This is a genomic window from Phenylobacterium sp. (genome assembly GCF_030651755.1).
Taxonomy (GTDB): domain Bacteria; phylum Pseudomonadota; class Alphaproteobacteria; order Caulobacterales; family Caulobacteraceae; genus Phenylobacterium.
Map to the genome: position 1 here is coordinate 12,787 of NZ_JAUSBZ010000111.1, position 25,905 is coordinate 38,691.

At 68.1% G+C, this 25,905-nt stretch carries 27 protein-coding genes; 19 read left to right on the plus strand and 8 right to left on the minus strand.

Going from position 1 to position 25,905, the window contains the following annotated elements:
- Positions 1-16 precede the first annotated feature (16 nt).
- Positions 17-688 carry an MBL fold metallo-hydrolase gene (locus tag Q7V15_RS10210; protein ID WP_304755454.1) on the minus strand — a complete coding sequence of 224 codons (672 nt, stop codon included), beginning with the start codon at positions 686-688 and terminating at the stop codon, positions 17-19.
- A 134-nt stretch (positions 689-822) separates the two neighbouring features.
- Here Q7V15_RS10210 and Q7V15_RS10215 point away from each other — a divergent pair, with 134 nt between their 5' ends.
- Complete coding sequence (locus Q7V15_RS10215) at positions 823-2,259, plus strand: sodium-dependent transporter (RefSeq protein WP_304755455.1); 1,437 nt, start codon at positions 823-825, stop codon at positions 2,257-2,259.
- A 33-nt stretch (positions 2,260-2,292) separates the two neighbouring features.
- The gene (gene hrpB / locus Q7V15_RS10220; protein ID WP_304755456.1) at positions 2,293-4,725 is read left to right on the plus strand and encodes an ATP-dependent helicase HrpB; all 2,433 of its coding nucleotides are present in this window, start codon (positions 2,293-2,295) and stop codon (positions 4,723-4,725) included.
- On the opposite strand, the gene Q7V15_RS10225 is transcribed toward hrpB, so the two are convergent.
- The gene (locus tag Q7V15_RS10225; RefSeq protein WP_304755457.1) at positions 4,722-5,510 is read right to left on the minus strand and encodes an RNA methyltransferase; all 789 of its coding nucleotides are present in this window, start codon (positions 5,508-5,510) and stop codon (positions 4,722-4,724) included. The two genes, hrpB and Q7V15_RS10225, sit on opposite strands and share 4 nt — an antisense overlap.
- Complete coding sequence (locus Q7V15_RS10230) at positions 5,507-6,421, minus strand: class I SAM-dependent methyltransferase (protein ID WP_304755458.1); 915 nt, start codon at positions 6,419-6,421, stop codon at positions 5,507-5,509. Before Q7V15_RS10230 ends, Q7V15_RS10225 begins: the two co-directional genes overlap by 4 nt.
- 161 nt (positions 6,422-6,582) lie before the next feature.
- On the opposite strand from Q7V15_RS10230, the gene Q7V15_RS10235 reads away from it, so the two are divergent.
- Positions 6,583-7,212: a TetR/AcrR family transcriptional regulator gene (locus Q7V15_RS10235; protein ID WP_304755459.1), complete on the plus strand. Its 630-nt coding sequence runs from the start codon at positions 6,583-6,585 to the stop codon at positions 7,210-7,212.
- Positions 7,213-7,229: 17 nt separating this feature from the next.
- Here the strand turns inward: Q7V15_RS10235 and Q7V15_RS10240 are convergent, their stop codons facing one another.
- Positions 7,230-9,317: a lytic transglycosylase domain-containing protein gene (locus tag Q7V15_RS10240; RefSeq protein ID WP_304755460.1), complete on the minus strand. Its 2,088-nt coding sequence runs from the start codon at positions 9,315-9,317 to the stop codon at positions 7,230-7,232.
- Between the two features lie 130 nt (positions 9,318-9,447).
- On the opposite strand from Q7V15_RS10240, the gene dapA reads away from it, so the two are divergent.
- The 3 genes from dapA to Q7V15_RS10255 are packed head-to-tail and all read left to right on the plus strand — an operon-like array spanning position 9,448 to position 11,547.
- On the plus strand, positions 9,448-10,332 hold the full coding sequence (gene dapA, locus Q7V15_RS10245; RefSeq protein WP_304755461.1) for a 4-hydroxy-tetrahydrodipicolinate synthase: 885 nt from the start codon (positions 9,448-9,450) through the stop codon (positions 10,330-10,332).
- Between the two features lie 7 nt (positions 10,333-10,339).
- On the plus strand, positions 10,340-10,795 hold the full coding sequence (smpB, locus tag Q7V15_RS10250) for an SsrA-binding protein SmpB (protein WP_293316850.1): 456 nt from the start codon (positions 10,340-10,342) through the stop codon (positions 10,793-10,795).
- On the plus strand, positions 10,792-11,547 hold the full coding sequence (locus Q7V15_RS10255) for a GNAT family N-acetyltransferase (protein ID WP_304755462.1): 756 nt from the start codon (positions 10,792-10,794) through the stop codon (positions 11,545-11,547). Before smpB ends, Q7V15_RS10255 begins: the two co-directional genes overlap by 4 nt.
- On the opposite strand, the gene Q7V15_RS10260 is transcribed toward Q7V15_RS10255, so the two are convergent.
- The gene (locus Q7V15_RS10260) at positions 11,544-12,200 is read right to left on the minus strand and encodes a uracil-DNA glycosylase (protein ID WP_304755463.1); all 657 of its coding nucleotides are present in this window, start codon (positions 12,198-12,200) and stop codon (positions 11,544-11,546) included. The genes Q7V15_RS10255 and Q7V15_RS10260 overlap by 4 nt on opposite strands.
- Positions 12,187-12,780: an NYN domain-containing protein gene (locus Q7V15_RS10265; protein WP_304755464.1), complete on the minus strand. Its 594-nt coding sequence runs from the start codon at positions 12,778-12,780 to the stop codon at positions 12,187-12,189. Before Q7V15_RS10265 ends, Q7V15_RS10260 begins: the two co-directional genes overlap by 14 nt.
- A gap of 4 nt (positions 12,781-12,784) precedes the next feature.
- Between Q7V15_RS10265 and folK the strand changes: the two genes are divergently transcribed.
- From folK to Q7V15_RS10290, 5 genes are all read left to right on the plus strand, one after another.
- Positions 12,785-13,312, plus strand: a complete 528-nt coding sequence (gene folK, locus Q7V15_RS10270; RefSeq protein WP_304755465.1) for a 2-amino-4-hydroxy-6-hydroxymethyldihydropteridine diphosphokinase — start codon at positions 12,785-12,787, stop codon at positions 13,310-13,312.
- 53 nt (positions 13,313-13,365) lie between these two features.
- Positions 13,366-13,614 carry a DUF4160 domain-containing protein gene (locus tag Q7V15_RS10275; protein ID WP_304755466.1) on the plus strand — a complete coding sequence of 83 codons (249 nt, stop codon included), beginning with the start codon at positions 13,366-13,368 and terminating at the stop codon, positions 13,612-13,614.
- Complete coding sequence (locus Q7V15_RS10280) at positions 13,601-14,017, plus strand: DUF2442 domain-containing protein (RefSeq protein WP_304755467.1); 417 nt, start codon at positions 13,601-13,603, stop codon at positions 14,015-14,017. Before Q7V15_RS10275 ends, Q7V15_RS10280 begins: the two co-directional genes overlap by 14 nt.
- 688 nt (positions 14,018-14,705) lie before the next feature.
- Positions 14,706-15,065: a DNA-directed RNA polymerase subunit omega gene (rpoZ, locus tag Q7V15_RS10285; RefSeq protein WP_293316865.1), complete on the plus strand. Its 360-nt coding sequence runs from the start codon at positions 14,706-14,708 to the stop codon at positions 15,063-15,065.
- Between the two features lie 68 nt (positions 15,066-15,133).
- The gene (locus Q7V15_RS10290; RefSeq protein WP_304755468.1) at positions 15,134-17,323 is read left to right on the plus strand and encodes a bifunctional (p)ppGpp synthetase/guanosine-3',5'-bis(diphosphate) 3'-pyrophosphohydrolase; all 2,190 of its coding nucleotides are present in this window, start codon (positions 15,134-15,136) and stop codon (positions 17,321-17,323) included.
- Between the two features lie 22 nt (positions 17,324-17,345).
- Here the strand turns inward: Q7V15_RS10290 and Q7V15_RS10295 are convergent, their stop codons facing one another.
- Both Q7V15_RS10295 and Q7V15_RS10300 read right to left on the minus strand, forming a co-directional pair.
- Positions 17,346-19,724: an acylase gene (locus Q7V15_RS10295; protein ID WP_304755469.1), complete on the minus strand. Its 2,379-nt coding sequence runs from the start codon at positions 19,722-19,724 to the stop codon at positions 17,346-17,348.
- 118 nt (positions 19,725-19,842) lie between these two features.
- The gene (locus tag Q7V15_RS10300; RefSeq protein ID WP_304755470.1) at positions 19,843-20,388 is read right to left on the minus strand and encodes a GNAT family N-acetyltransferase; all 546 of its coding nucleotides are present in this window, start codon (positions 20,386-20,388) and stop codon (positions 19,843-19,845) included.
- A gap of 98 nt (positions 20,389-20,486) precedes the next feature.
- Between Q7V15_RS10300 and pyrE the strand changes: the two genes are divergently transcribed.
- The 8 genes from pyrE to Q7V15_RS10340 form a co-directional block, all read left to right on the plus strand.
- Positions 20,487-21,071: an orotate phosphoribosyltransferase gene (gene pyrE / locus Q7V15_RS10305; protein ID WP_304755471.1), complete on the plus strand. Its 585-nt coding sequence runs from the start codon at positions 20,487-20,489 to the stop codon at positions 21,069-21,071.
- Entirely contained in the window at positions 21,068-21,829 is a 762-nt protein-coding gene (locus Q7V15_RS10310) for a pyridoxine 5'-phosphate synthase (protein ID WP_304755472.1), read from the plus strand. Before pyrE ends, Q7V15_RS10310 begins: the two co-directional genes overlap by 4 nt.
- A complete protein-coding gene (gene acpS / locus Q7V15_RS10315) occupies positions 21,826-22,224 on the plus strand; it encodes a holo-ACP synthase (RefSeq protein ID WP_304755473.1) in 399 nt (132 codons plus the stop codon). The genes Q7V15_RS10310 and acpS overlap by 4 nt, the downstream gene beginning before the upstream one ends.
- Before the next feature lie 121 nt (positions 22,225-22,345).
- A complete protein-coding gene (gene lepB, locus Q7V15_RS10320; protein WP_304755474.1) occupies positions 22,346-23,125 on the plus strand; it encodes a signal peptidase I in 780 nt (259 codons plus the stop codon).
- 10 nt (positions 23,126-23,135) lie between these two features.
- Positions 23,136-23,834, plus strand: coding sequence for a ribonuclease III (rnc, locus tag Q7V15_RS10325; protein WP_304755475.1), 699 nt, complete (start codon positions 23,136-23,138; stop codon positions 23,832-23,834).
- A complete protein-coding gene (gene era, locus Q7V15_RS10330) occupies positions 23,831-24,763 on the plus strand; it encodes a GTPase Era (RefSeq protein ID WP_304755476.1) in 933 nt (310 codons plus the stop codon). The genes rnc and era overlap by 4 nt, the downstream gene beginning before the upstream one ends.
- 13 nt (positions 24,764-24,776) lie before the next feature.
- Positions 24,777-25,508 carry a DNA repair protein RecO gene (gene recO, locus Q7V15_RS10335; protein WP_304755477.1) on the plus strand — a complete coding sequence of 244 codons (732 nt, stop codon included), beginning with the start codon at positions 24,777-24,779 and terminating at the stop codon, positions 25,506-25,508.
- A gap of 43 nt (positions 25,509-25,551) precedes the next feature.
- On the plus strand, positions 25,552-25,905 hold a 354-nt coding region (locus Q7V15_RS10340; RefSeq protein WP_304755478.1), incomplete at its 3' end, for a DNA gyrase subunit A.

Here is a 25,905-nt window from a genome sequence, read left to right on the forward strand (position 1 = left end):
AGGCGGCTGTGCGATATCAGCGCGCCAGGACCTGATCGGCGACGAAGGGATTGCTGCGCCGCTCGGCGCCAAAGCTCGACATGGGTCCGTGTCCGCAGACAAACCGCACATCGTCCCCCAGCGGCCAGAGCTTGTCTGTGATGGCGTCGATCAGGTCCTGATGGTTGCCCCTCGGGAAGTCCGTGCGGCCGATGGAGCCCTGGAAGAGCACGTCGCCCACCTGAGCAAATCGGGCCTCCCGGTGAAAGAAGACCACATGGCCCGGGGTGTGGCCTGGGCAGTGATAGACCTCGAATTCTGTCTCACCCAACTGCACGATATCGCCATTCTCCAGCCAGCGATCGGGGGTGAAGGCGCGGGCCTCGGGCATGCCCCAACGGGCGCCGTCGGCGTCCATCTGTTCGATCCAGAAGGCGTCGTCCCGGTGCGGGCCTTCGATCGGAACGCCCGTGGCCGCCTTCAGGGCCGCGGTCCCGCCGGCATGGTCGAGGTGACCGTGGGTGATCCAGATCTTCTCCAGGGTCAGATCATTGTCCTTCAGCGCCTGCAGCAGCCGCGGGACCTCGCCCCCCGGATCAATGATCGCGGCCTTCCTGGTCTTGGCGCACCATACGATGGTGCAGTTCTGCGCCAGGGGCGTGACCGGCGCGATCAGGGCGCGAATGGGGGGCTCTTGGCTCTGCGGCATGGGGCGACCATATCGGCGGCAGGGTTTCCCGCAAGGGGAGGCGGGGATGGGGCCTGTGCTTGATTGTTGGCGCGACGCTGGCCAAGGATAGGTTTTTTGGCGTCGGGTGACGCCTTCGCCAGGGGCAGAACACCATGGTCGCCAGCATCCCCGCCCCAGGCCAGGCCCACTGGTCGTCCAAGGCCGCCTTTGTCCTGGCCGCGGTGGGCTCAGCGGTCGGGCTCGGCAATCTGTGGCGGTTTCCCGCTGAGGCCGGAGCCAATGGCGGCGGCGCCTTTGTTCTGATCTATATTATCTGCGTGGCCCTGATCGGCGCCCCGCTGCTGCTGGCGGAAACCCTGATTGGCCGCCATGGCCAGCGCTCCACCGTCGCCAGCGCCGCCCTGATGGCGCGACAGTCGAACGCCAGCAGCGCCTGGGCGTCACTGGCGGTGGTCGGCATGATCGCTAACTATCTGATCCTGACCTTCTACAGCGTCGTCGCCGGCTGGGTGCTCTATTTCATCTGGACCTCGGGGAGCGACGTCCTGCGCACCATGGCGGCCGGCCAGCCCTTCGCCGGCGCCTATGCGAATCTGAGCGTCGAGCAGGTGCGCCAGCAGATGCCCGACCTCTTCTCGGATCCGGTGAAGATGAGCATCGCCCACTTCGTGTTCGCCGCCACCACCACCTTTGTTGTGGCCCGGGGGGTCAAGGGCGGGATCGAGGTGGCGGCCACCTGGCTGATGCCGGCCTTTTTCGTCCTGCTGCTGGGCATCACCATCTATGCCGGGATCAGCGGCGATTTCTCCGCCGCCGTCGCCTTTCTCTTCACCCCGGACTTCGCCCGCGCCCTGGAGCCCCAGGTGCTGAATTCGGCCCTTGGCCAGGCCTTCTTCTCCCTGAGCCTGGGGGGCGGGGCCATGATCGCCTATGGGGCCTATGCGTCGCGCGATACGAACCTCGGCCAGACCTCGGGCATGATTTCCGCCGCCGACACCGGCGTGGCGATCATCGCCGGCCTGGCCATCTTTCCCATCGTCTTCAGCGTCGGACTGACTCCGGACGCTGGTCCGACCCTGATGTTCCAAACCCTGCCGGCCGCCTTCCACAGCATGCCGGCCGGCGCTCTGGTGGCGCTCGCCTTCTTCGTTCTCGCCCTGTTTGCGGCCCTGACCTCGTCGGTCTCCCTGCTGGAAATCTCCACGGCCTATTTTGTTGAACGCCTCCGCCTCAGCCGGGGAGTGGTGGCCAGCCTGCTGGGCGCCAGCTTCTTCCTGATCGGCATGGTCTCGGTCCTGTCGTTCAACGTCTGGGCTGATCATCGCCCCTTGGCCTTCCTGCCAGGCTTTGAGAACGCCAACTGGTTCGACGCCTTTGACGGGGTGACCGGGCGCATTCTCCTGCCCCTGTCGGGGCTGATCACAGCGGTGTTCATCGGTTGGATCGCCGACCGCAAGCTGGTCGACGACGAGACCGGCCTGCAGCGCAGCCCCCTGCTGCCCCTGTGGCGGTTCCTGATCGCCTGGCTCTGCCCGATCGCGGTCTTCCTGATCCTGCTGTTTGGCCTGTTCCCGCAGCTGATCCGCTAGGGAGCGGCCGCCGTCCCACCGCTTTCGACGTCCTTGCTGCCGATCCACGATGTTCTAGAGGCGTTGCAAGACGCCCTGAGCGCAGGCCCGCGCGCGGTTCTGGTGGCGCCCCCTGGGGCGGGCAAGACGACCGTGACACCGCTCGCCCTGCTGGACGCGTCCTGGCTCGGGGGCGGGCGCATCATCATGCTGGAGCCCCGCCGCCTGGCCGCCCGGGCCGCGGCTGAACGGATGGCCGCGACCCTGGGGGAGGCGGTTGGCGAGACCGTCGGGTTTCGCGTGCGAATGCAGTCAAAGGTCTCGGCCCGCACGCGGATCGAGGTGGTCACCGAGGGGGTCTTCACCCGGATGATCCTGGGTGATCCGGGCCTGTCGGGGGTCGGCTGCGTCATTTTCGACGAATTTCATGAGCGCAGCCTCGACGCTGATCTCGGCCTGGCCCTGGCCCTGGACGCCCAGAGCCTTCTGCGGGAGGACCTGCGCCTGCTGGTCATGTCGGCCACCCTGGACGGGGCGGCTGTGGCCCGGCTGATGGGCGCCGCCCCGGTGATCGAGAGCCTGGGCCGCGCCTATCCGGTAGAGACCCGCTATCTCGGGCGAAGCGAGACCCTGCGCCTGGAAGACGCCGTGGTCCGGGCCATTGAGCGGGCCCTGGCTGAGGAGGCCGGCGGGGTGCTGGTCTTCCTGCCGGGCCAGGGGGAGATCCTGCGAACGGCGGAGCGCCTGGCCGAGCGCCTGCGCCGCGACGACGTGCTGGTTGCTCCGCTCTATGGCGCCCTGGATCCCAAGGCCCAGGACCGGGCGGTGGCCGCGCCGCCGCCGGGGCTCCGCAAGGTGGTGCTGGCCACCTCCATCGCCGAAACCAGCCTGACCCTGGAGGATGTCCGGGTGGTGATCGACTCCGGTCAGGCCCGGGTTCCGCGCTTTGATCCCTCCAGCGGCCTGACGCGGCTAGCCACGGTGCGGGTCAGCCGGGCCGCCGCCGACCAGCGTCGCGGCCGGGCCGGCCGGACCGCGCCGGGCGTCTGCTACCGGCTGTGGGACGAGGCCGAGACCCGCGCCCTGCCGGCCTTCGCCGACCCTGAAATCCTGGACGCCGACCTGTCGGGCCTGGCCCTGGACATGGCGCGCTGGGGGGCGAAGTCGGCCGACGACCTGGCCTTCCTCGACCCGCCGCCCAAGGCCGCCTTGGCGGAGGCTCAGGCCCTGCTGCGCCGGCTGGAGGCTGTCGATGCGGCAGGCGTCCTGACGCTGCACGGCGAGGCCCTGGCCGACGTGCCCCTGCCGCCGCGCCTGGCGCACATGGTGCTTAGGGCCGCCGAACATGGACAGGCGGCCCGCGCGGCCAAGATCGCCGCCCTCATCACCGAGCGGGGGATCGGCGGGCGCGAGGCGCACCTCACCCACCGTCTGGAAGCCTTTGACCGCGACCGCTCGCCCCGGGCCCGGGACGCCCGCGCCCTGGCTGAGCGCTGGGGGCGGGGGGTGCGGGAAGGCCGCGCCGCCCCGCTCAGCGACGGCCAGATGCTGGCGCTCGCATACCCTGAGCGGGTGGCCAAGGCCCGTGGGCCGCAAGGGGAGTTTCAGCTGGCCACGGGCCGCGGGGCCTTTATTGAGCCCGGCGATGTCCTGGCCCGCGAGCCCTGGCTGGCGGTGGCCGAGCTCGGCGGCGGGGATCGCCGCGACCGCATCCTGCTGGCCGCGCCCCTGACGGAATCGGAGATACTGGCGGCCTTCGCGCCGATCCTGGAGACCGAGGACCGGATCGAGGAGAGCCCCGGCGGTCGGATCCGCGTGCGCCGCCTGACCCGGCTTGGACGGCTCGCCCTGCACGAAAGCCTGGATGACAATCCGCCGCCCGAGTTGGTGGCCAGGGCCCTGGCCGCGCGCCTGCGCCGGGACGGGCTGGGCGGCCTGCGCTGGGGCGCGGCGGCGAGCGCGCTGCGCCAACGGGTGGGCTTCCTCCGCGAACAGGATGAGGCGACCTGGCCGGACCTCTCCGACGAGGCCCTGGCGGCCCGGCTCGACGACTGGCTGACGCCCGTGCTGCATGGCCTTCGGGGGTTGTCTGACCTCACGCCCGACCTGTTGGACGGCGCGCTGCGGAGCCTCGTGCCCTGGGACCTCCAGCGGCGTATCGAGGCTGAGCTGCCCACCCACTGGACCGCGCCCACCGGCAATCGGGCGCAGATCGACTATGAGGCCAACGGCGGTCCGCGGGTGGAAATCCGGGTGCAGGAGGTGTTCGGACTGAACGAGCACCCGATGGTGGCCGGGCGCCCCCTGACGCTCGCCCTGTTGTCGCCAGCCCGCAGGCCAATCCAGCTGACCCAGGATCTGCCGGGATTCTGGCGCGGCTCCTGGCGCGATGTGCGGGCCGACATGCGCGGCCGCTATCCGCGCCATCCCTGGCCCGAAGACCCGTCGGTGGCCGACCCGACCACCCGGACCAAGCCCCGGAGTTAGCTGGCGGCGTAGATCATCACGCCGGTGGCCACCGACAGGTTCAGGCTGTCGGCCCGGCCGCGCATGGGGATCTTGACGTTGACGTCGCAGAGCCCGGCCATTTCCGGCGGCAGGCCCTGCTGCTCATTGCCCATCAGGATCAGGGCCGGATGCACATAGTCAGCGCTGCGGTGGTCGACCTCTGCGCTCAGCAGGGTGCCGACCACAGAGCCTGGCCAGTCGCGGCGCCAGGCGGCGAATTCCGCTTCGGTGGCCTTCGCTATGGGGACGGCGAAGATCGAGCCCATGGTGGCGCGCACCGCCTCCACCGAATAGGGATCGCAGCATTCGCCCACCAGCACGACAGCTCCGCAGCCCGCCGCGTCGGCGGTGCGGATGATGGTCCCCAGATTGCCCGGATCGCGCACCCGGTGCAGGGCGACCCAGGCCTTGGCCAGCCTGGGCTGCAGGGCGGTGAGGGGGGTGAAGACCTGGGGAAAGACGCCGACCACGGCCTGGGGATTGTCCCGGCGGGAGACCTTGGCGAGGATTTCGGCCGTGACCTCGATCACCTCGCCGCCGGCGTCCTCAGTCGCCTCGGCTGCGGCCCGCAGCAGGGGATGGTCGGCGGCGTCGGGGCCATAGAGCAGGATCTCCGGCGCATGACCGGTCTCCACGCCCTCGGTGACATTCTTCAGCCCCTCGGCCACAAACAGGCCGGTCTCGTCGCGGGTCTTGCGCAGGTGCAGGGCGCGCACGGCCTTGACCGTGGGATTGGTCAGGGAGGTGACGGTGCGACCGCTCACGAAGCCCACCGGGCATAGAAGGACAGGCCGATCTCCCGCTCGCCGGACTCTTCGGCCAGGGCCAGCTCGCCCCACTCGATTGTTCCGCCGCGCTCGGCGAGGCGCTCAGCCATGAGACTCGCCAGGGCCGCGCCGGAGATCCGTGCGGCATAGGCGTTCAGGATGAGAAACGAGGCATTTTCCGAAAGAAGTTCGGCACATAGGGCCGAAAGCTCTGGCAGGTCCTCAAATAGCCGCCACACCTCGCCGGTGGGGCCGCGGCCGTACTTGGGCGGGTCAAGGATGATCCCCTCATAGCGCGACCCCCGGCGGACCTCCCGCTGCACGTAGCGCCGGGCGTCCTCGCAGATCCAGCGGATGGGACGGTCGGCGAGGTCCGAAAGCTGAGCGTTCTCCCGGGCCATGGCGATGGCCTTCTTGGAGGCGTCCACATGGGTCACCGCCGCCCCGGCCGCGGCGCAGACCAGGCTGGCGACGCCGGTATAGCCGAACAGGTTCAGCACCCGGGGCGGCTCGACCTGCGCCTGGATCTGGCTGCGGACACGCGCCTCCAGCCATTCCCAGTTGGCCGCCTGTTCGGGGAAGAAGGCCAGGTGGCGGAAGGCGGTGAAGCGGGCGTTGAACTTCGCCTGGCGCCAGGCCATGGGCCAAGCCTCCAGCGGCGCGCCCTGGAAACGCCAGCGGCCGGCGTCCTCCTCGTCGCTCGGGTCGAAGACGGCGTCAGCGGCGGCCCAGACTTCAGGATCCAGCCTGGGCGCCCAAAGGCACTGGGGTTCGGGACGCACCACCGTATAGGGGCCATAGCGCTCAAGCTTCTTGCCATCGCCAGAGTCCAGCAGCCCATAGTCGGCCCAGCCGGTGGTTCGCATAACGCCCGGCGATGGGGCGACGGAGGGGCGTCGGGATGTCATGGGGTCTCGATTACGAAAAAGCCGCCTCCCGCGCCAGGGGATGTCGTTCTATAGGCCGCGGTATGGTCGGTGCGGCTGAAAAGGCTGGATAATCAGGCGCGGGGTTGTAAGAGGGCCAAAACAGGTATCCGGTGGTCGGCTGAGTTCGAGGGGGATTTGAGGTGGAGAGCGTCAGCACCGCACGGCGTCGGTCGGCCCGCAAGGCCAAGGGAGACGGCCATCTGCGCAGGGCCGAGATCCTGCAGGCCGCCGAACGCATCTTTGTAGCCGAGGGATTCGAAGGCGCCACGATCCGCCGGATCGCCGAAGAGGTAGGGGTGTCGTCTACGGCGCTCTACATGCACTTTCCCGACAAGGCCTGCATCCTGGTGGAGATTTGCCAGCGGGTGATGCAGGAGCTTCTGGACCGCAACAGTCAGATCGCCCTGCGCCCCCTTGATGCGGTCAACCGCACCCGGATGATGCTGGACGCCTATATGCGGTGGGGGTTTGCGCATCCCAATGCCTACCAGCTGGTGTTCTCCGCCGCCCACCCGTTGCCGCAGGGGACCGACGCCACCGCCGAACTGGCGGCGGCCTGCTACGACAAGTTCTGTGGTGTGGTCCGCGAGATCGCCGCCGAGGGGCGCCTGCGTCTTGGGGACGGCGACAGCGCCGCCCAGTCGCTTTGGGCCGCCTGCCACGGGGTCGTCACCCTGCGCCTGTCGCGCCCCAACTTCCCCTGGCGGTCCGAGGATGAACTGATCCAGGTGACCATTGAGGGTCTGCTCAGCGGCCTTACTGTGGACTAGATCGCGCCGACGCGTCCCTAAGGCGCGCCGGCCCCGGTGGGGCGCGCATAGGCGTAACCGCCCCGGGCCAGATCCTGGGAGACGGTGATCCGGGCCGTGCCATTGTTCAGCCGGGCGCGATAGACCTGCGTGCCCTCCATCACCCGCATCACATAGTTCCGGGTTTCGGAAAACGGGATGCACTCGATGAAGTCGATGGGATCGGTGCCGGCGCCGCGGGGGTCGCCGCAGAAACCGACCCACTGATTTGGCCGGCCAGGGCCGGCGTTATAGGCCGCGATGGCCAAGGGGTAGGAGCCGCTGAACTGGTTCAGCATCTGGGAGATGTAGGTCTGTCCCAGGCGCATATTGTAGTCGGGCTCGTCCAGCATGTCGGCCGAATAGGACAGACCCATCTGCCGGGCGACAATCTGGGCGGTGGCCGGCATCACCTGCATCATGCCCCGGGCGCCGGCCGGCGAGCGGATCACCGGATCAAAGCCGCTTTCCTGGCGGGTGATCGAGAGGGTGAGCGCCAGCTCCGGCGCGTTGGGCACCTGCGGCGGGGTCCTGTGGGGATAGCCGCGCAGGGGCAGGACGTGTCCCAGGGTGGCGGCGCCGCGCACCACCAGCATGGAGCCGGTCTGGTCCCCATAGCCCCGGGCCATGTCGACGATCAGCGCCTGCTCTGCGGCGTTGGGAACCGTGTCCTTCAGATGGAGGGCGAAGGTCCGGAAGAGGGCCGATTCGCCGATCTCATTTAGCCGGCGCGCCGCCCGCACCACGTCGCGACCCTCGAATCGGGCGCGGTCGAACTCGGTGATCTCCGGTTCCGGGGGCAGGGTCATGGTCCCGTCGCCGACCTTCTCGCCGGCCAGCTGACCATAGAAGGTCGTATTGTGCTCGCTGGCGGCTCGATAGAAGCTTTGGGCCGCGGCGGCGTCGCCCATGGCTTCGTGAGCCCGCCCCCGCCAGTAATAGGCCCGGCCCAGGGTGATCGGGGCCGAACCGATCTCTGCGATGGCGGCGAAGTGACGATCGGCCAGTTGCGGGTTGTTTAGTCGCCGCAGGGCGATCCAGCCGGCGTAGAACTCCGCCTCGGCCGCCGAAGCTCCAACCTTCAACCCGGTATTGGCCGAGGCGCGATAGGCGTTCCGATAGTCACCAGCCCGGATGGCGGCCAGGGTCATGGGATAGCGCTCGCGCCACACCCGGCCCGCCGCCGCCGACTCGCCGGCCTGATCCTCCGGCAGGGGCGCCAGCAGGTCATAGGCCCGGGACTCCTGACCGCGGGCGCGGTGGTAGGCGGCCCGCTCAAACGCGATGCCGGGATGACCGGCCTGAGACGGGGTCAGGCGGGCCAGCATGCCTTCCGCCGCCGGCGAGCCCGACCGCAGGGCGATCCGGGTCTCGGCGATGGCGCGTTCGTCCGGCGGGAGCAGACCCAGCATGGCCTGGGCCGCAGGTCCCTGCTGGCCGTAAAGCAGCCGGTCAGCCCGTCTGACATGGTCCTCAGGCCGCAGATAGCCGCCGAACTGGGCCAGCATCGAGGCCTGCACGTCGGCCTCAAACACCTGGTCGCGCCAGACTCGCCGGATCAGGGCGGTGGCCTCGGCCTGCTGCCCGGCGGCGTTCTGGGCGCTGGCCAGGGCCAGGGCGCCACGGGCGCTCGCCGGCGCCTCGCCGCCGAACCAGGCGATGGTCTGCTGCGCGCTCATGCCCGAGGTCGCCAGGAGCCGTTCGGCGTTTGTCTGTCGTGCGGCCCCCCTGGGCCAACCGGCCAGGTCCCGTCGCGCCTGATCGGCCTCGAAGAAGCCAATCGAATCGCCGGCCACATCCACCAGTGTCCAGGTGGCCAACTTCTTTCCAGTGGGGTCGGACATGGCGCCGATGAGGCTGCGGGCGCCGGCGACATCCTTGCGTCGCGCCGCGGCCAGGGCCTGACGAAGCAATTGGCTCTCGCTGGCGCTCATCGGCGCCAGCGGCGTGCGCTGGATCGGCTGGAGTTCGATCGGCCTCGGGAACGGGTCTGTGTCGGTGGCGCGGGGGGTTTGCGCATGAGGAACCCCGACCACGAGGAACAACGCGGCGGCGGTCAGAAGGGTCTTCGGCGCAAGGACGGGCAAGCAGAAACTCTCCAGGCTCTCGCCCCTTGGGCGATACGGGCGGTTGCGGCGGGGGCCGCGCCGGACATATTGTCCGCGCAACATCATAGGCCGCAACAGCATGCGGCGCTTTCACGGCTTTTTGCAGACAATGTCCGAACCTTTATTCAGGGGCGTGATGCCGGCCCTGGTGACTCCCTTCCGCGACGGCGTGGTGGACGAGGACACCTATGTGGCCCTTATCGAGCGCCAGATCGCCGGCGGCGTGCACGGCCTGGTGCCGGTCGGCACCACCGGGGAGACCTCCACCCTGTCCCATGACGAGCACCGGCTTGTGGTCGAGCTGTGCGTCAAGACCGCCGCCGGTCGTGTGCCGGTGATCGCCGGCGCCGGCTCCAACTCCACGCGCGAGGCGATCGAGCTGGCCAAGCACGCCAAGGCCGTCGGGGCCGACGCGGCCATGGTGGTGACCCCCTATTATAATCGCCCCAGCCAGGAGGGCATGTACGCCCACTATGCGGCGATCAATGACGCCGTTCAGCTGCCGATCATCATCTACAATGTGCCCTCGCGCACCGGGGTGGACATCGCCAACGAAACTTTGGGGCGACTGTCCAAGCTGCCCAACATCGTCGGCATCAAGGACGCCACCGGCGACATGACCCGGCCGACCATGCAGCGTCTGCTGTGCGGCGCCGACTGGGTGATGCTGTCGGGGGATGATCCCAGCGCGCTCGGCTATATGGCCCATGGGGGCCACGGCTCGATCTCGGTCAGCGTCAATGTGGCGCCGGACCTTTGCGCCACCTTCTACAACGCCGCCCTCAGCGGCGACTGGAAGACGGCCCTCTATTGGCAGGACCGGCTCTATCGCCTGCACCGGGCCCTGTTCACCGACGCCTCGCCCGCCCCCACCAAGTTCGCCATGGCCCATCTGGGCCTGTGCTCGGAAGAAGCCCGTCTGCCGATCACCCCGGCCTCTGAGGCCTCGCGCCAGGAAGTCCTGGCGGCCATGCATGACGCCGGACTGATCTGAGGGCGTCATGGCGGGAAAACCCATCGCCGAGAACCGGCGCGCAAGGTTCGACTACTTCCTCGACGACGCCATGGAGGCGGGGCTAGCCCTCACCGGCAGCGAGGTGAAGTCCCTGCGGGCGGGCAAGGCCAATATCGCCGAATCCTATGCCGCGGTTGAGGGGCGCGACATCGTGCTGATCAACGCCGACATCCCGCCCTACGCCAAGGCCAGCCACTTCAACCATGAGCCGCGGCGTCCGCGGAAACTGCTGCTGCACCGCAAGCAGATCGACCGTCTGATCGGGGCGGTCCAGCGGGAAGGGCGCACCATCGTGCCCACCAAGCTCTATTGGAATGACAAGGGCCTGGCCAAGCTGGAGATCGCGCTCGCCAAGGGCAAGAAGCTGCACGACAAGCGCGAAACCTCGGCCGAGCGGGACTGGGCCCGGGACAAGGCCCGGCTGCTCCGCGACAAGGGGTGAGCCTGACCGCCCCGAGCCCGGCCGAGATCGAGGCCATCGAGCGGGCGACCATCGCCGCCGTCGCCCATGACGCCCATGAAGTGATCGGACCCTGGATCCTGGGCTTGCGGCCAGGAACCATCGGCCGCGCCCACAGCGCCGCGCCGCTGGCCCACACCCTGGTGCGCGATGACGGGCTGATCGCCCGGATCGAGGCGGCCTTTCGCGCCCAGGACATGTCGCCGGTCTTTCGCCTGCCAGAGGTTGAGGGGCTGTCGAGCCTCGCCGAGGCCCTGGCCAAACGGGGCTATGTTCCGATCCAGCCGACCCTGGTGATGGGCGCCGACCTGGCCAGGGTGGCTGCAGTCGCTGACCCGGACGAGGTCGTCCTGCTGGAGCGCCCGGACGAGGCCTGGGCCTCGGTGTTCCTGGGGGAGGGCTTTGATCCCGAGGACGGCGCGCAGCGGGTGGCGGTGCTGTCGAGTTCGCCGGGCGCGGTGTTCGCCGCCGTGCGCGACGGGGAGGGGACCCATGCGGTGGGCGTGCTTAGCCTGAGCGCGGACTGGGCCAGTCTGCACGGCATGCGCACCCGGCGAGGCCGCCGGGGACAGGGCCTGGCGGGACAGGTGATGGCGCGGCTGGCCCAGGCGGGTCTTGAGCGCGGGGCCACGCGGGCCTTCCTGCAGGTGGAGGCGGGCAATGCGCCGGCGCTCGCCCTCTATGCCCGGGCCGGCTTTGCGCCGCTCTGGCGCTACCACTATTGGCGGAGCTAGGCGGCGAGCAGCTCACGCGCCCGGATGAAGATGTCCTCGAACATCTGCGGCGTGAGCCGGCCGGTGTTCGTGTTCAGCCGCGAGCAGTGATAGGAATTGATCACCGTATAGGGGCCGGCCTGGAACTCTGAGCCATGGCCGCCGACGCCGGCCGAGGCCTTCAGGCCCAGGGCCCGCAGGACGTTGCGCCGGGACACATCCCCCAGGGTGACGATCACCTTCAGGTTCGGCAGCTCATCCAGGCGCGCCGTCAGGAAGGGCCGGCATGTGGCCTCTTCCGCGGTCTCCGGCTTGTTGCCCGGGGGCGCGCAGCGCACGGCGTTGGTGATCAGGCAGTCGATCAGGCGCAGGCCGTCATCGGGCCGGGCCTCATAGGATCCTTCCGCAAAGCCCTGCTTGATCAGCGTCTCAAACAGCAGCACGCCGGCGAAATCGCCGGTGAAGGGACGGCCGGTGCGGTTGGCGCCCATGCGTCCGGGCGCCAGGCCCACCACGGCGAGCCGGGCCTCGGGATCGCCGAAGGAGGGCGCCGGGCCATTCCACCAGTCGGGATGGGCGTCGCGATTGACCTGTCGATAGGCCACCAGCCGGGGGCAGAGCGGACAGTCCCGGGGCGGCTCGGCGGCGCGACCGGCGAGCTCAGCTTTCGGCATCGGCCTGGGCTTCGCCGCCCATGCGGCTCTCCTGCAGGAACCGGGGCAGGCGGGAGGGCCGGCCGATGATCTCCGACAGGTCGGCAAGGTCGATGAAGGCGTCGGCCTGGCGCCGCAGATCATCTGAGGCCATCGGCGGCTGCGACTTCACCGTCGAGACCACGGTCACCCGGGCGCCCCGGCGCTGAACCGCCTCCACCAGACAGCGGAAGTCTCCGTCGCCGGAGAACAGCAGCAGATGGTCGGCGTGCTCGGCCATCTCCATCATGTCGACGGCGATCTCCACATCCATGTCGCCGCGCCAGCGCTTGCGCCCTTGCGCGTCGGTGTACTCTCGGGCGGCCTTGGTCACCAGGCGGAAGCCATTGTAGTCCAGCCAGTCCACCAGGGGGCGGATGGGGGAGTACTCCTGGTCCTCCACAAGCGCGGTGTAGTAGTAGGCCCGCACCAGCACGCCGCGCTTGCGAAACTCTTCCAGCAGCTTGCGGTAGTCGATGTCGAAGCCGAGTCCCTTGGCCGCCGAGTACAGGTTCGCGCCGTCGATAAAGAGGGCGAGCCGATCGGTGGGGTAGAAGGTCATAAGCGTGGAATTCCTTGAAAGCGGCGCGGGGTCGGGCTGGGACGGAGCGGTGGTGATCGCCCTGGGCAGTAATCTCGCCGGAGATTTCTCGTCCTCGGAAGCCCTTCTGGAAGCCGCCCTGGCGCGTCTGGATCAGGCGGGATTGCCTGTTCTTCATCGGTCCCGCTGGTGGCGCTCGGCCGCCTGGCCGGACCCCTCAGCCCCGGAGTATCGCAACGGCGTCGCCATTGTCGAGACGCCGAATGAACCGAGTTCGGTTCTGCGTACCCTGTTTTCAATCGAGGCGGAATTCAACCGCAATCGGGGCGAAAGGAACGCCCCCAGGACGCTGGATCTCGATCTGATCGCCCATGGGCGTCGCGTTATCGACCTGCCAGACCTGATCCTGCCCCATCCCCGCGCCCACACCCGTCTGTTCGTCATGGGCCCGCTCGCCGAAATCGCCCCGGACTGGCGCCATCCGGTGTTGGGGGAGACGGCGCAGGCGTTGGCGGCGGGGGCGAGCGTCGGGTGTGACGCGCGGGTAGGGTGAGGGGGCGCTCTGCGTCCATTTCCCAAGCGCTTGGGTTATGGTAAGGTCTGAACATGCCCACGGTCCTGCGCATCGGCGGCCTGCGTGTTGTGATCTACACCAATGATCACAGGCCAGCCCATGTGCATGTCCTGGGGGCGGGGACGCAGGCCATCTTCTGGCTCGCCTGTCCCGATGGTCCGCCGAGTTTGCGGGGTAGCTATGGCCTGACGACGGCCGAGCTGAACCGGATCGCGGACGCCTTGGCCGCTAAACTCGCGGCGCTATGTGGTGCATGGGAGCAGATCCATGGCGATTACTGACGCTGAGCGGATCGCCGCCGAGGCGCGGCTTCAGGAGGATCTGAAGGGTCAGCCCAAAGCGGTGACGGCGCGTTACGACCGACGCGTGTCACGCATTGTGGTTGAGCTAGACAATGGCCTTGAACTGGCCTTCCCACCGCGTTTGGCCGAAGGGCTGGAGGCCGCCACGCCCGCTGAGCTGTCCGAGATCGAGATCAGTCCGCTGGGCGATGGTCTCCACTGGCCAAGCCTCGACGTGGACCTCCATGTGCCGGGACTGCTCTCAGGCGTCTTCGGCTCCAAGGCCTGGATGGCCAGAACCCTCGGCGCAGCCGGTGGCCGCGCGCGCTCGGCGCGGAAGGCGAGCGCCGCCCGCGAGAACGGTCGGAAGGGTGGGCGGCCGAAGAAGGCTGTGATCGCCTAGGCTAACGAAGGTCGCAAATACGAGGATTTTGGCTGAAGTGGTGCGTGTCCCCAATTTCCTTCCCTCTGTTAAGGTTGGGGCTTGACGCCCCAAAGCGAAATGCATGGGACTTGTGCCATGGTTGGCGAGCCGGACGCGGCTGACGGGGGTGCGCCCATCTCCAACTTCACCAGATTTCGTTTAGATCGGAGGACCGAGGTGTCAAATATAGGTCCGCGCATCGGGCTTTCGGCAGCTGTCGCTTTATTCACCATGCTGCTGTTTATGACCGCAATGCATGAGTGGGGTTCGCAAAACATGATTTCCTTCTTCGTTATCATGTTGCTGGTTTGTGTTCTTCAAGCAGTTTTGCTTCGGTGGATTTGGGGACGGGTGTTGTGGGGGTTCATGTGGCGGCTAATTTTCCCATCGCGTCGTAATCGCTAGAACCAGAAATCTTGCGACTTTTGGCTCGTCGCCAGATATTTGCTTGCGAATTCCGCTAAGAGGTGTCCGCCTTCCCCCGAGGAGAGCTGGAAACTGGTGCATTCGGCTTGTTCCCACACTCTAACTCCTGCGATACCCGCAGCAGTTGACGGCATGCGACGGCGTTAACGGGTTTCGGCTTGAGCACATGTCTGTCTGCGGCGTTGCACAATCGGTGCGAACCGCCTATTTTGGCGGGTTCTAGATCAGATCTGAGGATTTCATGGCCCGCGTCACCGTCGAAGATTGCATCCAGAAGGTTCCGAACCGCTTCAACCTGGTTCTTCTGGCGGCCCATCGTGCGCGGGGCATCTCCGCCGGCGCCCAGCTGCTGGTGGACCGGGACAACGACAAGAACCCCGTGGTCGCCCTGCGCGAGATCGCCGATGACGTGGTCGACGCCGAGGAGCTGCGCGAGAACCTGATCTCCAGCCTGCAGCGTGTGGACGAACACACCGAGGCCGAAGAAGAGGCCGAGACCCTGGCCCTGCTGGCCGATCCGACCCACGCCCAGATGAGCGAGCTGGAACTGATCCGGGCCCTGCAGAGCGACCGGGATGGCGGTCAGGAGGAGCGGTACTGAGCCCCGAAGGCGCAGACCCCCTTACCGTCCAGGCGGCCCAACCCGTCGCCGAGCCCAAGGACGCGCCCGTGCCGGCGCGTCCCCCCAGGCTGCTTCGCCAATATGAGCTGATCGAGAAGGTCCGCTCCTACGACCCCACCGCCGACGAGGCGCTGCTGAACCGCGCCTATGTCTACGCCATGCGGATGCATGGCTCGCAGAAGCGCGCGTCCGGCGACCCCTATTTCGCCCACCCCATCGAGGTGGCGGGCATCCTCACCGAGTACCGCCTGGACACCGCGACCATCGTCACGGCCCTGCTGCATGACGTGATCGAGGACTGTCCGGTCAGTCGGGCCGATATCGACCAGCTGTTCGGCGAAGAGATCGGCGAGCTGGTGGAGGGCGTCACCAAGCTCTCGCAGCTGGAAGGCAATTCCGAACACACCCGGCAGGCGGAGAACCTGCGCAAATTCATCCTGGCCATCTCCAAGGACGTGCGCGTCCTGATGGTCAAGCTGGCCGACCGGCTGCACAACATGCGCACGCTGGAGTTCATCAAGAACCCGGCCAAGCGCGAGCGGATCGCCCGGGAGACCCTGGACATCTATGCGCCGCTGGCGCGCTCCATCGGCTGCCACCGCATCTGCACCGAGCTGGAGGAGCTGGCCTTCATCCACCTGAACCCGGTGGCCCGCGACGCCATCGGCCGGCGCCTGTCGGCGCTGCGCCAGGAGCAGGGCGGGGCGGTTTCGGTGGTCTCCGACGAGGTGCTGGGTAAGCTGGCCGAGGCCGGCGTTCCGGCCCGGGTGTTTGGCCGCGAGAAGCATCCCTTCTCCATCTGGCGCAAGCTGCAGCGCAAATCGATCGGCTTCTCCCAGCTGTCGGACATCTACGCCTTCCGGGTGATCGTCGATTCCGAAGAGGATTGCTACCGGGCGCTGGGCGTCATCCACCGGGCCTGGTCCAGCGTGCCCGAGCGGTTCAAGGACTACATTTCGACCCCGAAGCGGAACAACTACCGCTCGATCCACACCACCGTCGTCGGCCCCCGCGGCATGCGTATCGAGATGCAGATCCGCACCGAGGCCATGGACCGGGTGGCCGAGGACGGGGTCGCCGCCCACTGGCGCTACAAGAACGAGAGCTATGGCTTCGACGCCGAGGCCCAGGCCGCGGCCGGCGGGCGCGATCCGCTGGTCAATCTGCGCCACCTGGTCCAGCTGCTGGAGCACGGCGGCGATGTGGACGAGCTGGTGGAGCACGCCAAGCTCGAAATGTTCCTCGACCAGGTGTTCGTCTTCACGCCCAAGGGCCGGCTGGTCAGCCTGCCCCGGGGCGCCATGCCCCTGGACTTCGCCTATGCCGTCCACACCGATGTGGGCGACACCTGCATCGGGGTGAAGGTCAATGGCGAGCTGCGCCCCCTTCGCACCCTGCTGCAGAACGGCGACGTGGTGGAGGTGATCCGCGGGGCCAAGCCTGTGGTGCCGCCGGACTGGCGCTCCCTGACGGTCACCGGGCGCGCTCGCTCAGCCATCCGCCGGCACATCCGCCAGAGCGAGAAGGACGAATTCACCAGGCTCGGCCGCGCCACGGTGGAGCAGACCTTCGAGCGGGCCGGCAAGCGCCTGGCCGACGTCTCCCTGCGGCCGGCGCTCGACCGGTTTGCGACGGCGGCGGAGGATGATCTCTATGAGGCTGTCGGCCGGGGCCGGGTGACGCCGACCCAGGTGCTGGACGTGGTCTTCCCCGGCCTGAACGCCTCTGACCGCGCCGCGGCCACCGCCCAGCGGCGGATCGAAGGCGGCGTCGGCGCCAGGTTGTTTGTTCGCGGCAGCGGGTTGAGCCAGGGACTGAACCTGCACTTTGCGCCCTGCTGCAGCCCGGTGCCGGGGGACCGCATTGTCGGGATTCTCGACGCTGAGGGCGGCGGTCTGGCGATCCACACCATCGATTGCGCGGCCCTGGCGGAGTTCGAGGACCGCGAGGAGGTCTGGCGCGACCTGCAATGGACGCCGGAAGCCGAGCGCAACACCATCTCCCGGTCGAGCCTGGTGGCGACGATCAAGAACGCGCCGGGCATGCTGGGCCAGGTCTGTACGGTGATCGGCGAGGCGGGCGGCAACATCGTCAACCTGCGCATGCACCACCGCCAGCGGGACTTCTTCGATGTGGACTTCGACCTCGAGGTCAAGGACGCCAAGCACCTGACCCACATCGCCGCGGCCCTGCGGGCCAATCCCAGCGTCGAGACGGTGGACCGGGCGAAGGGCTGAACCCGCCGCCCGGTCGCTATGGTCAACGGGTCAGTCGAGTCACGGTCAGGGCCGGATCAGCAGCGATCTCGGCCTCGGTGAAGGGCAGGGGCCACCAGGCTTCGGCGGCATAGAGACGGGTCTGGTCTCCATAGTGGGGTGAGTCCGGATGGGCGCTCTGGCCATAGCTGAGCACCGTCTCGGCCTTGGGTCCGTCCGCCTCGAATTCCACAACCTGCACATAGCTTGAGCCATGGACCGGCAGATAGGCCTTGGCCTCATCGCTCCAGACCGAACGCTGGGCGTTCAGCACCCCGATGTCCCCGTCGGCCCCGTGGACGGCCAGCCGCTCAGCGCCCACCGGGCGGACCTGAACCTGACCCCAGGGGGAGTCCAGCGCCAGGCCGCGGGACTGGGTCAGGCGGACGGCCTCGGCCAGGGCGCGCAGGGCGGCGGCGCGCACCTCGGGCGATGGGCTCAGGCCGTGCGGGGTGGTCACCGGCTGCTTTGGATCGAAGGGGATCGCATAGAGGTCAGGGATCTTGTGGGCGGTGGTCCAGAACTCCAGGAAGAGGTGGGTTCCGACGCTGTCGGCGTCGGCCCGACGATCCCAGCGGGCCAGGACGGCGCAGGCCTGGGTGAGGTCGACGACCCCGGTCTCCAGGGTCTGGCGCGGGGTCTGGCCGCAGGCGGCGAGCAGGTCATCCAGAACGAGGTCGGCGGCCAGGACCCTGTTGCGGTAGAGAATGGTCTCCACCCCCTTGCGGTCAAACAGGCGGCCGGCTTGCCCGTCGCTTCCCTCGCGCCACGCGGCGATCTCCAGCAGACCCGAGCGGGTGCGCAGGTTCTGCGGTACGCCTTCTTCGCCGATGACCCGCGGGAAGCCGGTGAGGGGCGCGGCCGGATTGGTCAGCCAGTAGCTGTCATTGCTGTTGGCCACGAAGTCGTCGCGGAACAGGGCGGGCATGGCGCTCCCGGGCATCAGGCCCGCGACGGGCGTCTCGGCTGACACGGGCCAGTCACAGGCGCCCCGGGCGCCGTCCAGTACGAAGAGCCGGGCGGCCCGCCAATTGGCCGCCGCCGGCGCCTCGGCGGCGCAGGTCTGCATATGGGCGTCGCTGAGATTGGGTGTCGCGGTGATGTCGGCATAGAGGGCGCGGCCATGACGGTCGGCGGCGATGGTGTTCACCCAGGGCATGCCGACGCTCTCCACCAGGGCCTGGTGGATGTCCTCGACGGAGCTCGCCACGCCGAACCGCAGCCAGACTTCCGAGGCGCGCAGATTGCCGCGGTTGGCGTCGCGCAGGGCGTAGGCGTGGGCTGTGTCCCAGGCAAAGCCGCTGGACGGAGCCGCGACGACGGGTCCGTAGGCCGTCCGATAGACCGTCCTGCGGCGCGGCTCAGCCTCGCCCTTGACGGGAACCGCGACCTCGACGGCCTCGATCGGATGAGATGCGCCATCCACCAGATAGGTCATCGGATCGCCCGGCTTCAGGTCCAACTGAAAGAGCGAGAAGTGACGGTCGGTGGAGACGGTGTGGGTCCAGGCCACGTCCTTGTTGAAGCCGATGGAGACGCCGGGCAGGCCGGCCATGGTGACGCCCATGACATCCAGCTCGCCCGGAAGGGTCAGATGAACCTGATAGAACCGGTTGGTGGTCGCCCAGGGGAAGTGCGGATTTGCCAGGACAAGGCCTCGGCCCTGCGCGGTCGCTTCCTTGCCGAAGGCCCAGCCATTGCTGCCCAGACCGGCATATTGCGCCGGCTCAGGGGCCAGGAGGGCGGTCTGGGCCGCGCCGCCCGGCGGCTTGGCCGCGACGATCGACGACAGCCAGGCCCCGGCGCTGGCCTGGACCATCTTCTCGTCGTTCAGGCGGAGCAGGTCGTCGAGGGTGATGGGCCGGACCCAGTCGGCGTCGCGGCAAGGCGCCGGCAGGGCAGCGCGGCCCGTGTCGCTGAGATAGCGATTATAGCCCGCCACATAACCCCGGACCATGTCGGCATAGCGGGGATCGACCTCCGCAAAGGCCTGTCGCAGGGCGTCCATGTCGAAGATCGTCCGGAAGAAGACGTCGGCCTCGACATTGGGGATCGGGCGGAAGGACACCGTGGTCTCTCCATCGGCGCCGAAGGTTAGCGCCCGCTCGCCGCTGAGGGTCACGATCTGGTCGGCCATCAGACAGATGTTGTCCTGGGCGTAGGCATAGCCTGCCCCAAAGCCGAGCCCCTCCCGATCCAGGGCGCGGATATGCGGGACGCCATGAGCGGTGCGTCGGATCTCCACCTCACCCTGTCCCAGCGGGCGGTCCGCCGCCTGCGCCTGGGCTGCCCCTGCCAGGATGATGGCGGCCAGAGGCGCCATGGCCGCGCGCAGAAGCCGCGCCCCGCCGGTCGGCGGGGGTGAGAGGGATGGGGGAGTCATGGGCCGTTTCCTCGAATGTCGAACCGGGCGTCGATCACGCCTCTGACCCAACCTTAACCTTGGCGGCCCATTAGTTGCAAACTGGTCGCAACTTGTCGGGAGAGGCGCCTGGCCCGTCTCAGGCCGGCTGAGGCGCCATCCAGTTCCAGGGGGTCTTGGCGCCGGGGAAGGTCTGCGGCGTGCAGCGCAGATAGAGGCTGTCGGCCCAGGTGTGGCCCAGCAGGTAGGTCTTCTTGGCGCTCCCCACCACCACGAAGCCCAGCCGCTCCAGCAACCGCCGGGAACTGGCGTTCTTGGGGTCCACATCGGCGGTGGCCTCGGTCAGGCCGCGTTCCTTGAATGCCCGGTCGATGACGGCTGAGACCGCCTCATGGGCGTAGCCCTGGCCCTGGGCCTTGGGGTGGAGGATGTAGCCGATTTCCGGATCGGCCCAGAAGCCGACCTTGCCCACCACCTCGCCGGCCTTGGTCTCGACGATGAAGTCGTCATTGCGGGTTGCCATCATGCCGTCCAGCCAAAGCTTGGTCTCTTCCAGCTTCTCGTGGGGCAGGGTGGACCAGAAGGCCATGGCATGGGCCGAGGACAGAATCTCGTGCATGGCCTCAAGGTCGCTGGCCTGGGCGGGGCGCAGTCTCAGGCGCTCGGTCGTGATAATCCCGGGCATGAACGAACTCGGCTCCTACGAATCTCCAATCCCATATTGGCGGGCGGACGTGACATCTAGGTCGCCCTCAGATAATTCGCCCACAAGGAGTCGGCCAAATGACCACAGACGAAGTGCTTGAGGAATTCCGCGGCGCCGGCGCCCTGCGAGAGGGCCATTTCGTGCTCTCCTCGGGCCTTCACTCGGCGGTTTTCCTGCAGAAGAATTTGGTCTTCCAGTATCCTGACCGGACTGAGCGGTTGTGCAAGGCCCTGGCGGATTTGATCCGCCGCGAGGTGGGCGAGGTCGATGTCTGCGTGTCGCCCGCGGTGGGCGGGATCATCCCCGGCTACGAGACCGCTCGCCAGCTGGGCGTGCCGTCCATGTATGTCGAGCGCGTGGACGGAAAGCTGCAGTTTCGACGGGCCTTCGCTCTGAAACCCGGCGCCCGGGTGGCCATGGTCGAGGACATCGTCTCAACGGGGCTGTCCTCCCGCGAGTGTGTCGAGGCGATCCGAGAGGCCGGCGGCGAGGTGGTCTGCGCCGCAGCCCTCGTCGATCGTTCGGGCGGCAGGGCCGATCCGGGGGCGCCCTTCCTGGTCCTGGCCCGCCTGGACGTGCCGGCCTATCCCGCTGACCAACTTCCCCCCGAACTGGCGGCGATCCCGATCGAGGACCCCGGCAGTCGGAGGCTGAACACGTGAGCGGTTCCCTGCGTCTGGGGGTCAATATCGACCATGTGGCGACCATCCGGAACGCCCGGGGCGCGGCCTATCCTGACCCGGTGCGGGCGGCGGAGCTGGCCCTGATGGCCGGCGCCGACGGCATCACCGCCCACCTGCGAGAGGATCGTCGGCATATCTCGGACGCTGACATCGACGCCCTGGCGGTGGTTCTGAGGCGCCGCGGGCGGCCGCTGAACTTCGAGATGGCGGTGACCGCCGAGATGGAGGCCATTGCGCTCCGCCACCTGCCGCACGCAGCCTGCCTGGTGCCCGAACGCCGGGAAGAGGTGACCACCGAAGGCGGGCTCGATTTGATCAAGGGCCACAACAATGTCGCCCCGGTGGTCGGCCGGCTGGCGGCTGCGGGCATCCGCGTCTCCTGCTTCATCGACTCAGACCTGGACCAGGTGGCCGCGGCCAAGGCCATGGGCGCCCAGGTGGTTGAGCTTCACACCGGCGCCTATTGCGACGCCGTGCGCGACGGCGATCCCCGCGCGGCCGAGCACCTGTCGCGCCTGGCCGCCGCAGCGGCCGAGGCCGGGCGCCTGGGCCTGGAGGTCCATGCGGGTCACGGGATCGACTTTGAGACCGTCAAGCCGATCGCGGCCATCCCGCAGGTGGTGGAGCTGAATATCGGCCACTTCCTGATCGGTGAGGCCATCTTCATCGGCCTGCCGGCGGCCATCGCCCAGATGCGGACCCTGATGGACCAGGTTCGCGGGGAGAGGGCGGCGTGATCATCGGCCTGGGCTCAGACCTCGCCGATATCCGGCGGATCGAAAAGACGCTGGACCGGTTCGGGGAACGGTTCATCCGCCGCATCTTCACCGAGACCGAGCAGCGGCGGTCCGAACGTAAGCCCGACAAGGCCGCCAGCTACGCCAAGCGGTTCGCCGCCAAGGAGGCCTGCTCCAAGGCGCTGGGCACCGGTTTCCGCCGCGGCGTTTTCTGGCGCGACATGGGGGTGGCCAACATGCCCTCTGGCGCGCCGACCATGGCGCTGACCAATGGGGCTCTGAAGCGTTTGCAGGAGATCACGCCGGCCGGCCACAGGGCGGTGGTGCATGTGACCCTGACCGACGACCACCCCTACGCCCAGGCCTTTGTGATCATCGAGGCCGTGCCCGAATAGCATCAGGGCGTCGGGGAATGGGCGATATGGCCGGCTTCTGGGGCGCTTGGCTTGCTACGGGACGGCCCAGACGATAGCTAATCCCATTCCGCGCGCTCTTTTCGCGCCCCAAGGACACCGCATGAGTGAGAACGTGCAGAGCGCGCCGGCTTCGGAGAAGCCTGACGCCATCCAGGAGATCGTCGAGATCGTGAAAACGGTCGTCTACGCCCTGCTGATCGCCCTGGTCCTGCGGGTGCTGTTCTTCCAGCCCTTCACCATTCCCTCGGCCTCAATGGAGCCGAACCTGCTGGAAGGCGACTACATCATCGTCTCCAAATACTCCTACGGCTATTCCCGCCACTCCATTCCCTTCAGCCCGCCGCTGTTTCAGGGCCGCATCATGGCCCGCGAGCCTTCGCGGGGGGATATCGTGGTGTTCAAGCTGCCCCGGGATGGTCGCACCGACTACATCAAGCGCCTGATCGGCATGCCCGGCGACCGGATCGAGATCCGCGGGGGCCAGATCATCCTCAATGGCGAGCCGATCCCCCGGGAGGCCATGTCGCCGGGGATCATCGACACGGGATACGGCTTCACCCGCGAAGTGATGCGCTATCGTGAAACGATGCCCGACGGCCGGACCTATGTGACCTATGACCTGGGTCCCGACGGCGAGATGGACAACAAGGGTCCGTTCCTGGTGCCCGAGGGCCACTACTTCTTCATGGGCGACCACCGGGACAACTCCCTGGACAGCCGCGCCCCGGCCGAGATCGGGGTGGGCTATGTGCCGGCCGACCATCTGGTGGGCAAGGCGCAGGTGATCCTGCTGTCCTGGGAACGTGCGGCGTCCCTGTTCAAGCCCTGGACCTGGGTCACCGAAGCCCGGCCCGGTCGGTTCTTCAATATCCTCCAGTGATCCACCGGTCATGAACCGGCGTGCGGCCGCAGTCGCTCAGCTCGAGGCGAGGATCGGCCACCAGTTTGCAGATCGCGACCTGCTGGAGCGTGCGCTGACCCATGCCAGCGTCGGCGAGGGCGCCACCAAGGTGCGCCACTATGAGCGTCTGGAATTCCTTGGGGACCGGGTGCTGAACCTGCTGGCGGCCGAGCGCCTGATGGATCTGGACGCTGAGGCGCGGGAAGGCGATCTGAGCCGACGGCTGGCGGAGCTGGTCAACTATCAGGCGTGCGCCACGGTCGCCCGGGACATCGGCCTGGGAGAGGCCCTGCGGCTCTCGGCCAGCGCCACCAAGATCGGGGCGCGGGACTCAGACACCGTGCTGGGGGACGCCTGCGAGGCCCTGATCGGCGCCCTCTATGTGGACGGCGGTTTCGAGACCGCCCGGACCTTTTTCCTGCGCTTCTGGGACGAGGCCTTTGCGGGCCTGAGCGCCCCTCGGAGCAAGGATCCCAAGACCCAGATCCAGGAATGGGCGCAGGGGCGGGGCCTGCCCCTACCGACCTATGGCGTGGTCGCCCGCGAGGGGCCTGACCACGCGCCCGTCTTCACCGTCGAGGTGAGGGTCCAGGGCTTTGATCCCGAAGCCGCCCAGGGACGTTCCAAACAGGAGGCCGAGAAGGCCGCCGCCCTGGCCATGCTGTTGAAACACGAAGGACCACAATGACCCGCGCCGGCTTCGTCGCCATCATCGGAGCGCCCAATGCGGGCAAGTCCACCCTCACCAACCGTCTGGTGGGGGCCAAGGTCTCCATCGTCACCCAGAAGGTCCAGACCACGCGTTTCCCCGTGCGCGGCGTCGCCATTGAGGGCGAAAGCCAGATCGTGCTGGTGGACACCCCTGGCATCTTCGCCCCCCGTCGGCGTCTGGACCGGGCCATGGTCCGCTCGGCCTGGGGCGGCGCCGAGGAGGCCGATGGCGTCATCCACCTGATCGATGTCCAGGCGGAACTCGCCGTGGGCGAGGGGACGGGCAGCCCGGCGGACAAGCGGGCGGTGATCGACGTCCAGACGATCATCGAGGGGCTGAAGGCGTCGGGCCGCAAGGCCATTCTGGCGCTGAACAAGATCGACGGGATCAAGCGTGAGCGTCTGCTGGCCCTGTCCCAGCGCCTGTTCGACACCGGCGTCTATTCCGAGGTGTTCATGATCTCGGCCGCCGACGGCTCCGGCGTGGACGACCTCAAGCGTCGGATGGCTGAACTGGTCCCCGAGGGCCCCTGGCTCTATCCGGCCGAGCAGACGGCCGACCTGCCCGCCCGCCTGCTGGCCGCCGAGATCACCCGGGAGAAGCTCTATCTGCGGGTCCACGAGGAGCTGCCCTATGCGGCCGCGGTGGACACTACCGCCTTCGAGGAGCGCCGCGACGGCTCGGTGCGCATCGAACAGACCATCTATGTCCAGCGCGACAGTCAGCGGCCGATTATTCTGGGCAAGAACGGCCAGACCCTGAAGTGGATCGGCCAGAAATCCCGCGAGGAGCTCACCGAGCTGTTCGACCGTCAGGTTCACCTGTTCCTGCATGTGAAGGTCGACGAGACCTGGGCCGACAAGCGCGAGTTCTACGGCGACGTGGGCCTCGATTTCGACGTCTGAAGGGAGACGTCTGATGGAGTTCGAGGACGACGCCTTCGTGCTTTCGGCCCGGGCCCATGGCGAGACCGGCGCCATCGTCGATCTGCTGACCTCCGAGCACGGTCGCTACGCCGCCCATGTGGCGGGCGGCGCGTCACGGCGCCTGAAGCCCTTCCTGCAGCCGGGCGCCCAGGTCCGGGTGCGGTTTCGCGCCCGGGTGGCCGAGCAGCTGGGCGCCGTCACCCTTGAGCCCATGGGGGAGGGACCCGGCGCCCTCTTCGATGACCCCCTAGCCCTGCATGGCCTCTCGGCGGCGGCGGCCGTGGCCGCCGGCGCCCTGCCGGAGCGCGAACCCCACCACGGCGCCTATCTGGCCCTGGAGTCCCTGATTTCAGCCCTCGCGGTCCCCGACATCTGGCCGGCGGTGTTCGTGCGGTTCGAGGCGGGTCTGCTGCAGGACCTGGGTTTTGGCCTGGACCTGTCCAAGTGCGCAGCCACGGGATCGGTGGACGACCTGATCTATGTCAGCCCCCGCACAGGCCGGGCGGTCAGCGCCGAGGCCGGTGAGCCCTACAAGGACAAGCTGCTGCGCCTGCCGCCCTTCATGCTGTCGGCGCAATGGGGGCTGGAGGCCGGCGATATCGGGTCTGGTCTCGATCTGACGGGCCACTTTCTGGAGGCTTTTGTCTTCAATCCCCTCAACCGGCCCCTGCCGCCGGCCAGGGTCTGGATGATCGACCGGCTGTCTGACGCCAACCGCCTGTGACGGGGCGGTTGCGGCGCGCTAAAATCGCGCCCACGGAGAATCAATGAGCAAGCACATCCCCCCGCCGTCCGATGGCGACGGCGACCGCATTATCGACGAGCCCCTCACCGAGGCCCTGTCGCGGCGCTACCTGGCTTATGCGCTCTCGACCATCACAGGACGGGCCCTGCCGGATGTGCGCGACGGCTTGAAGCCGGTGCATCGGCGGCTGCTGTTCGCCATGCGCCAGCTCCGCCTGGATCCCAATTCCTCGGCCAAGAAGTCGGCCCGGGTGGTCGGCGACGTGATCGGTAAGTACCACCCCCATGGGGACTCGGCGGTCTATGAGGCCCTGGTCCGCCTGGCCCAGGACTTCTCCCAGCGCTACCCGCTGATCAATGGCCAGGGCAATTTCGGC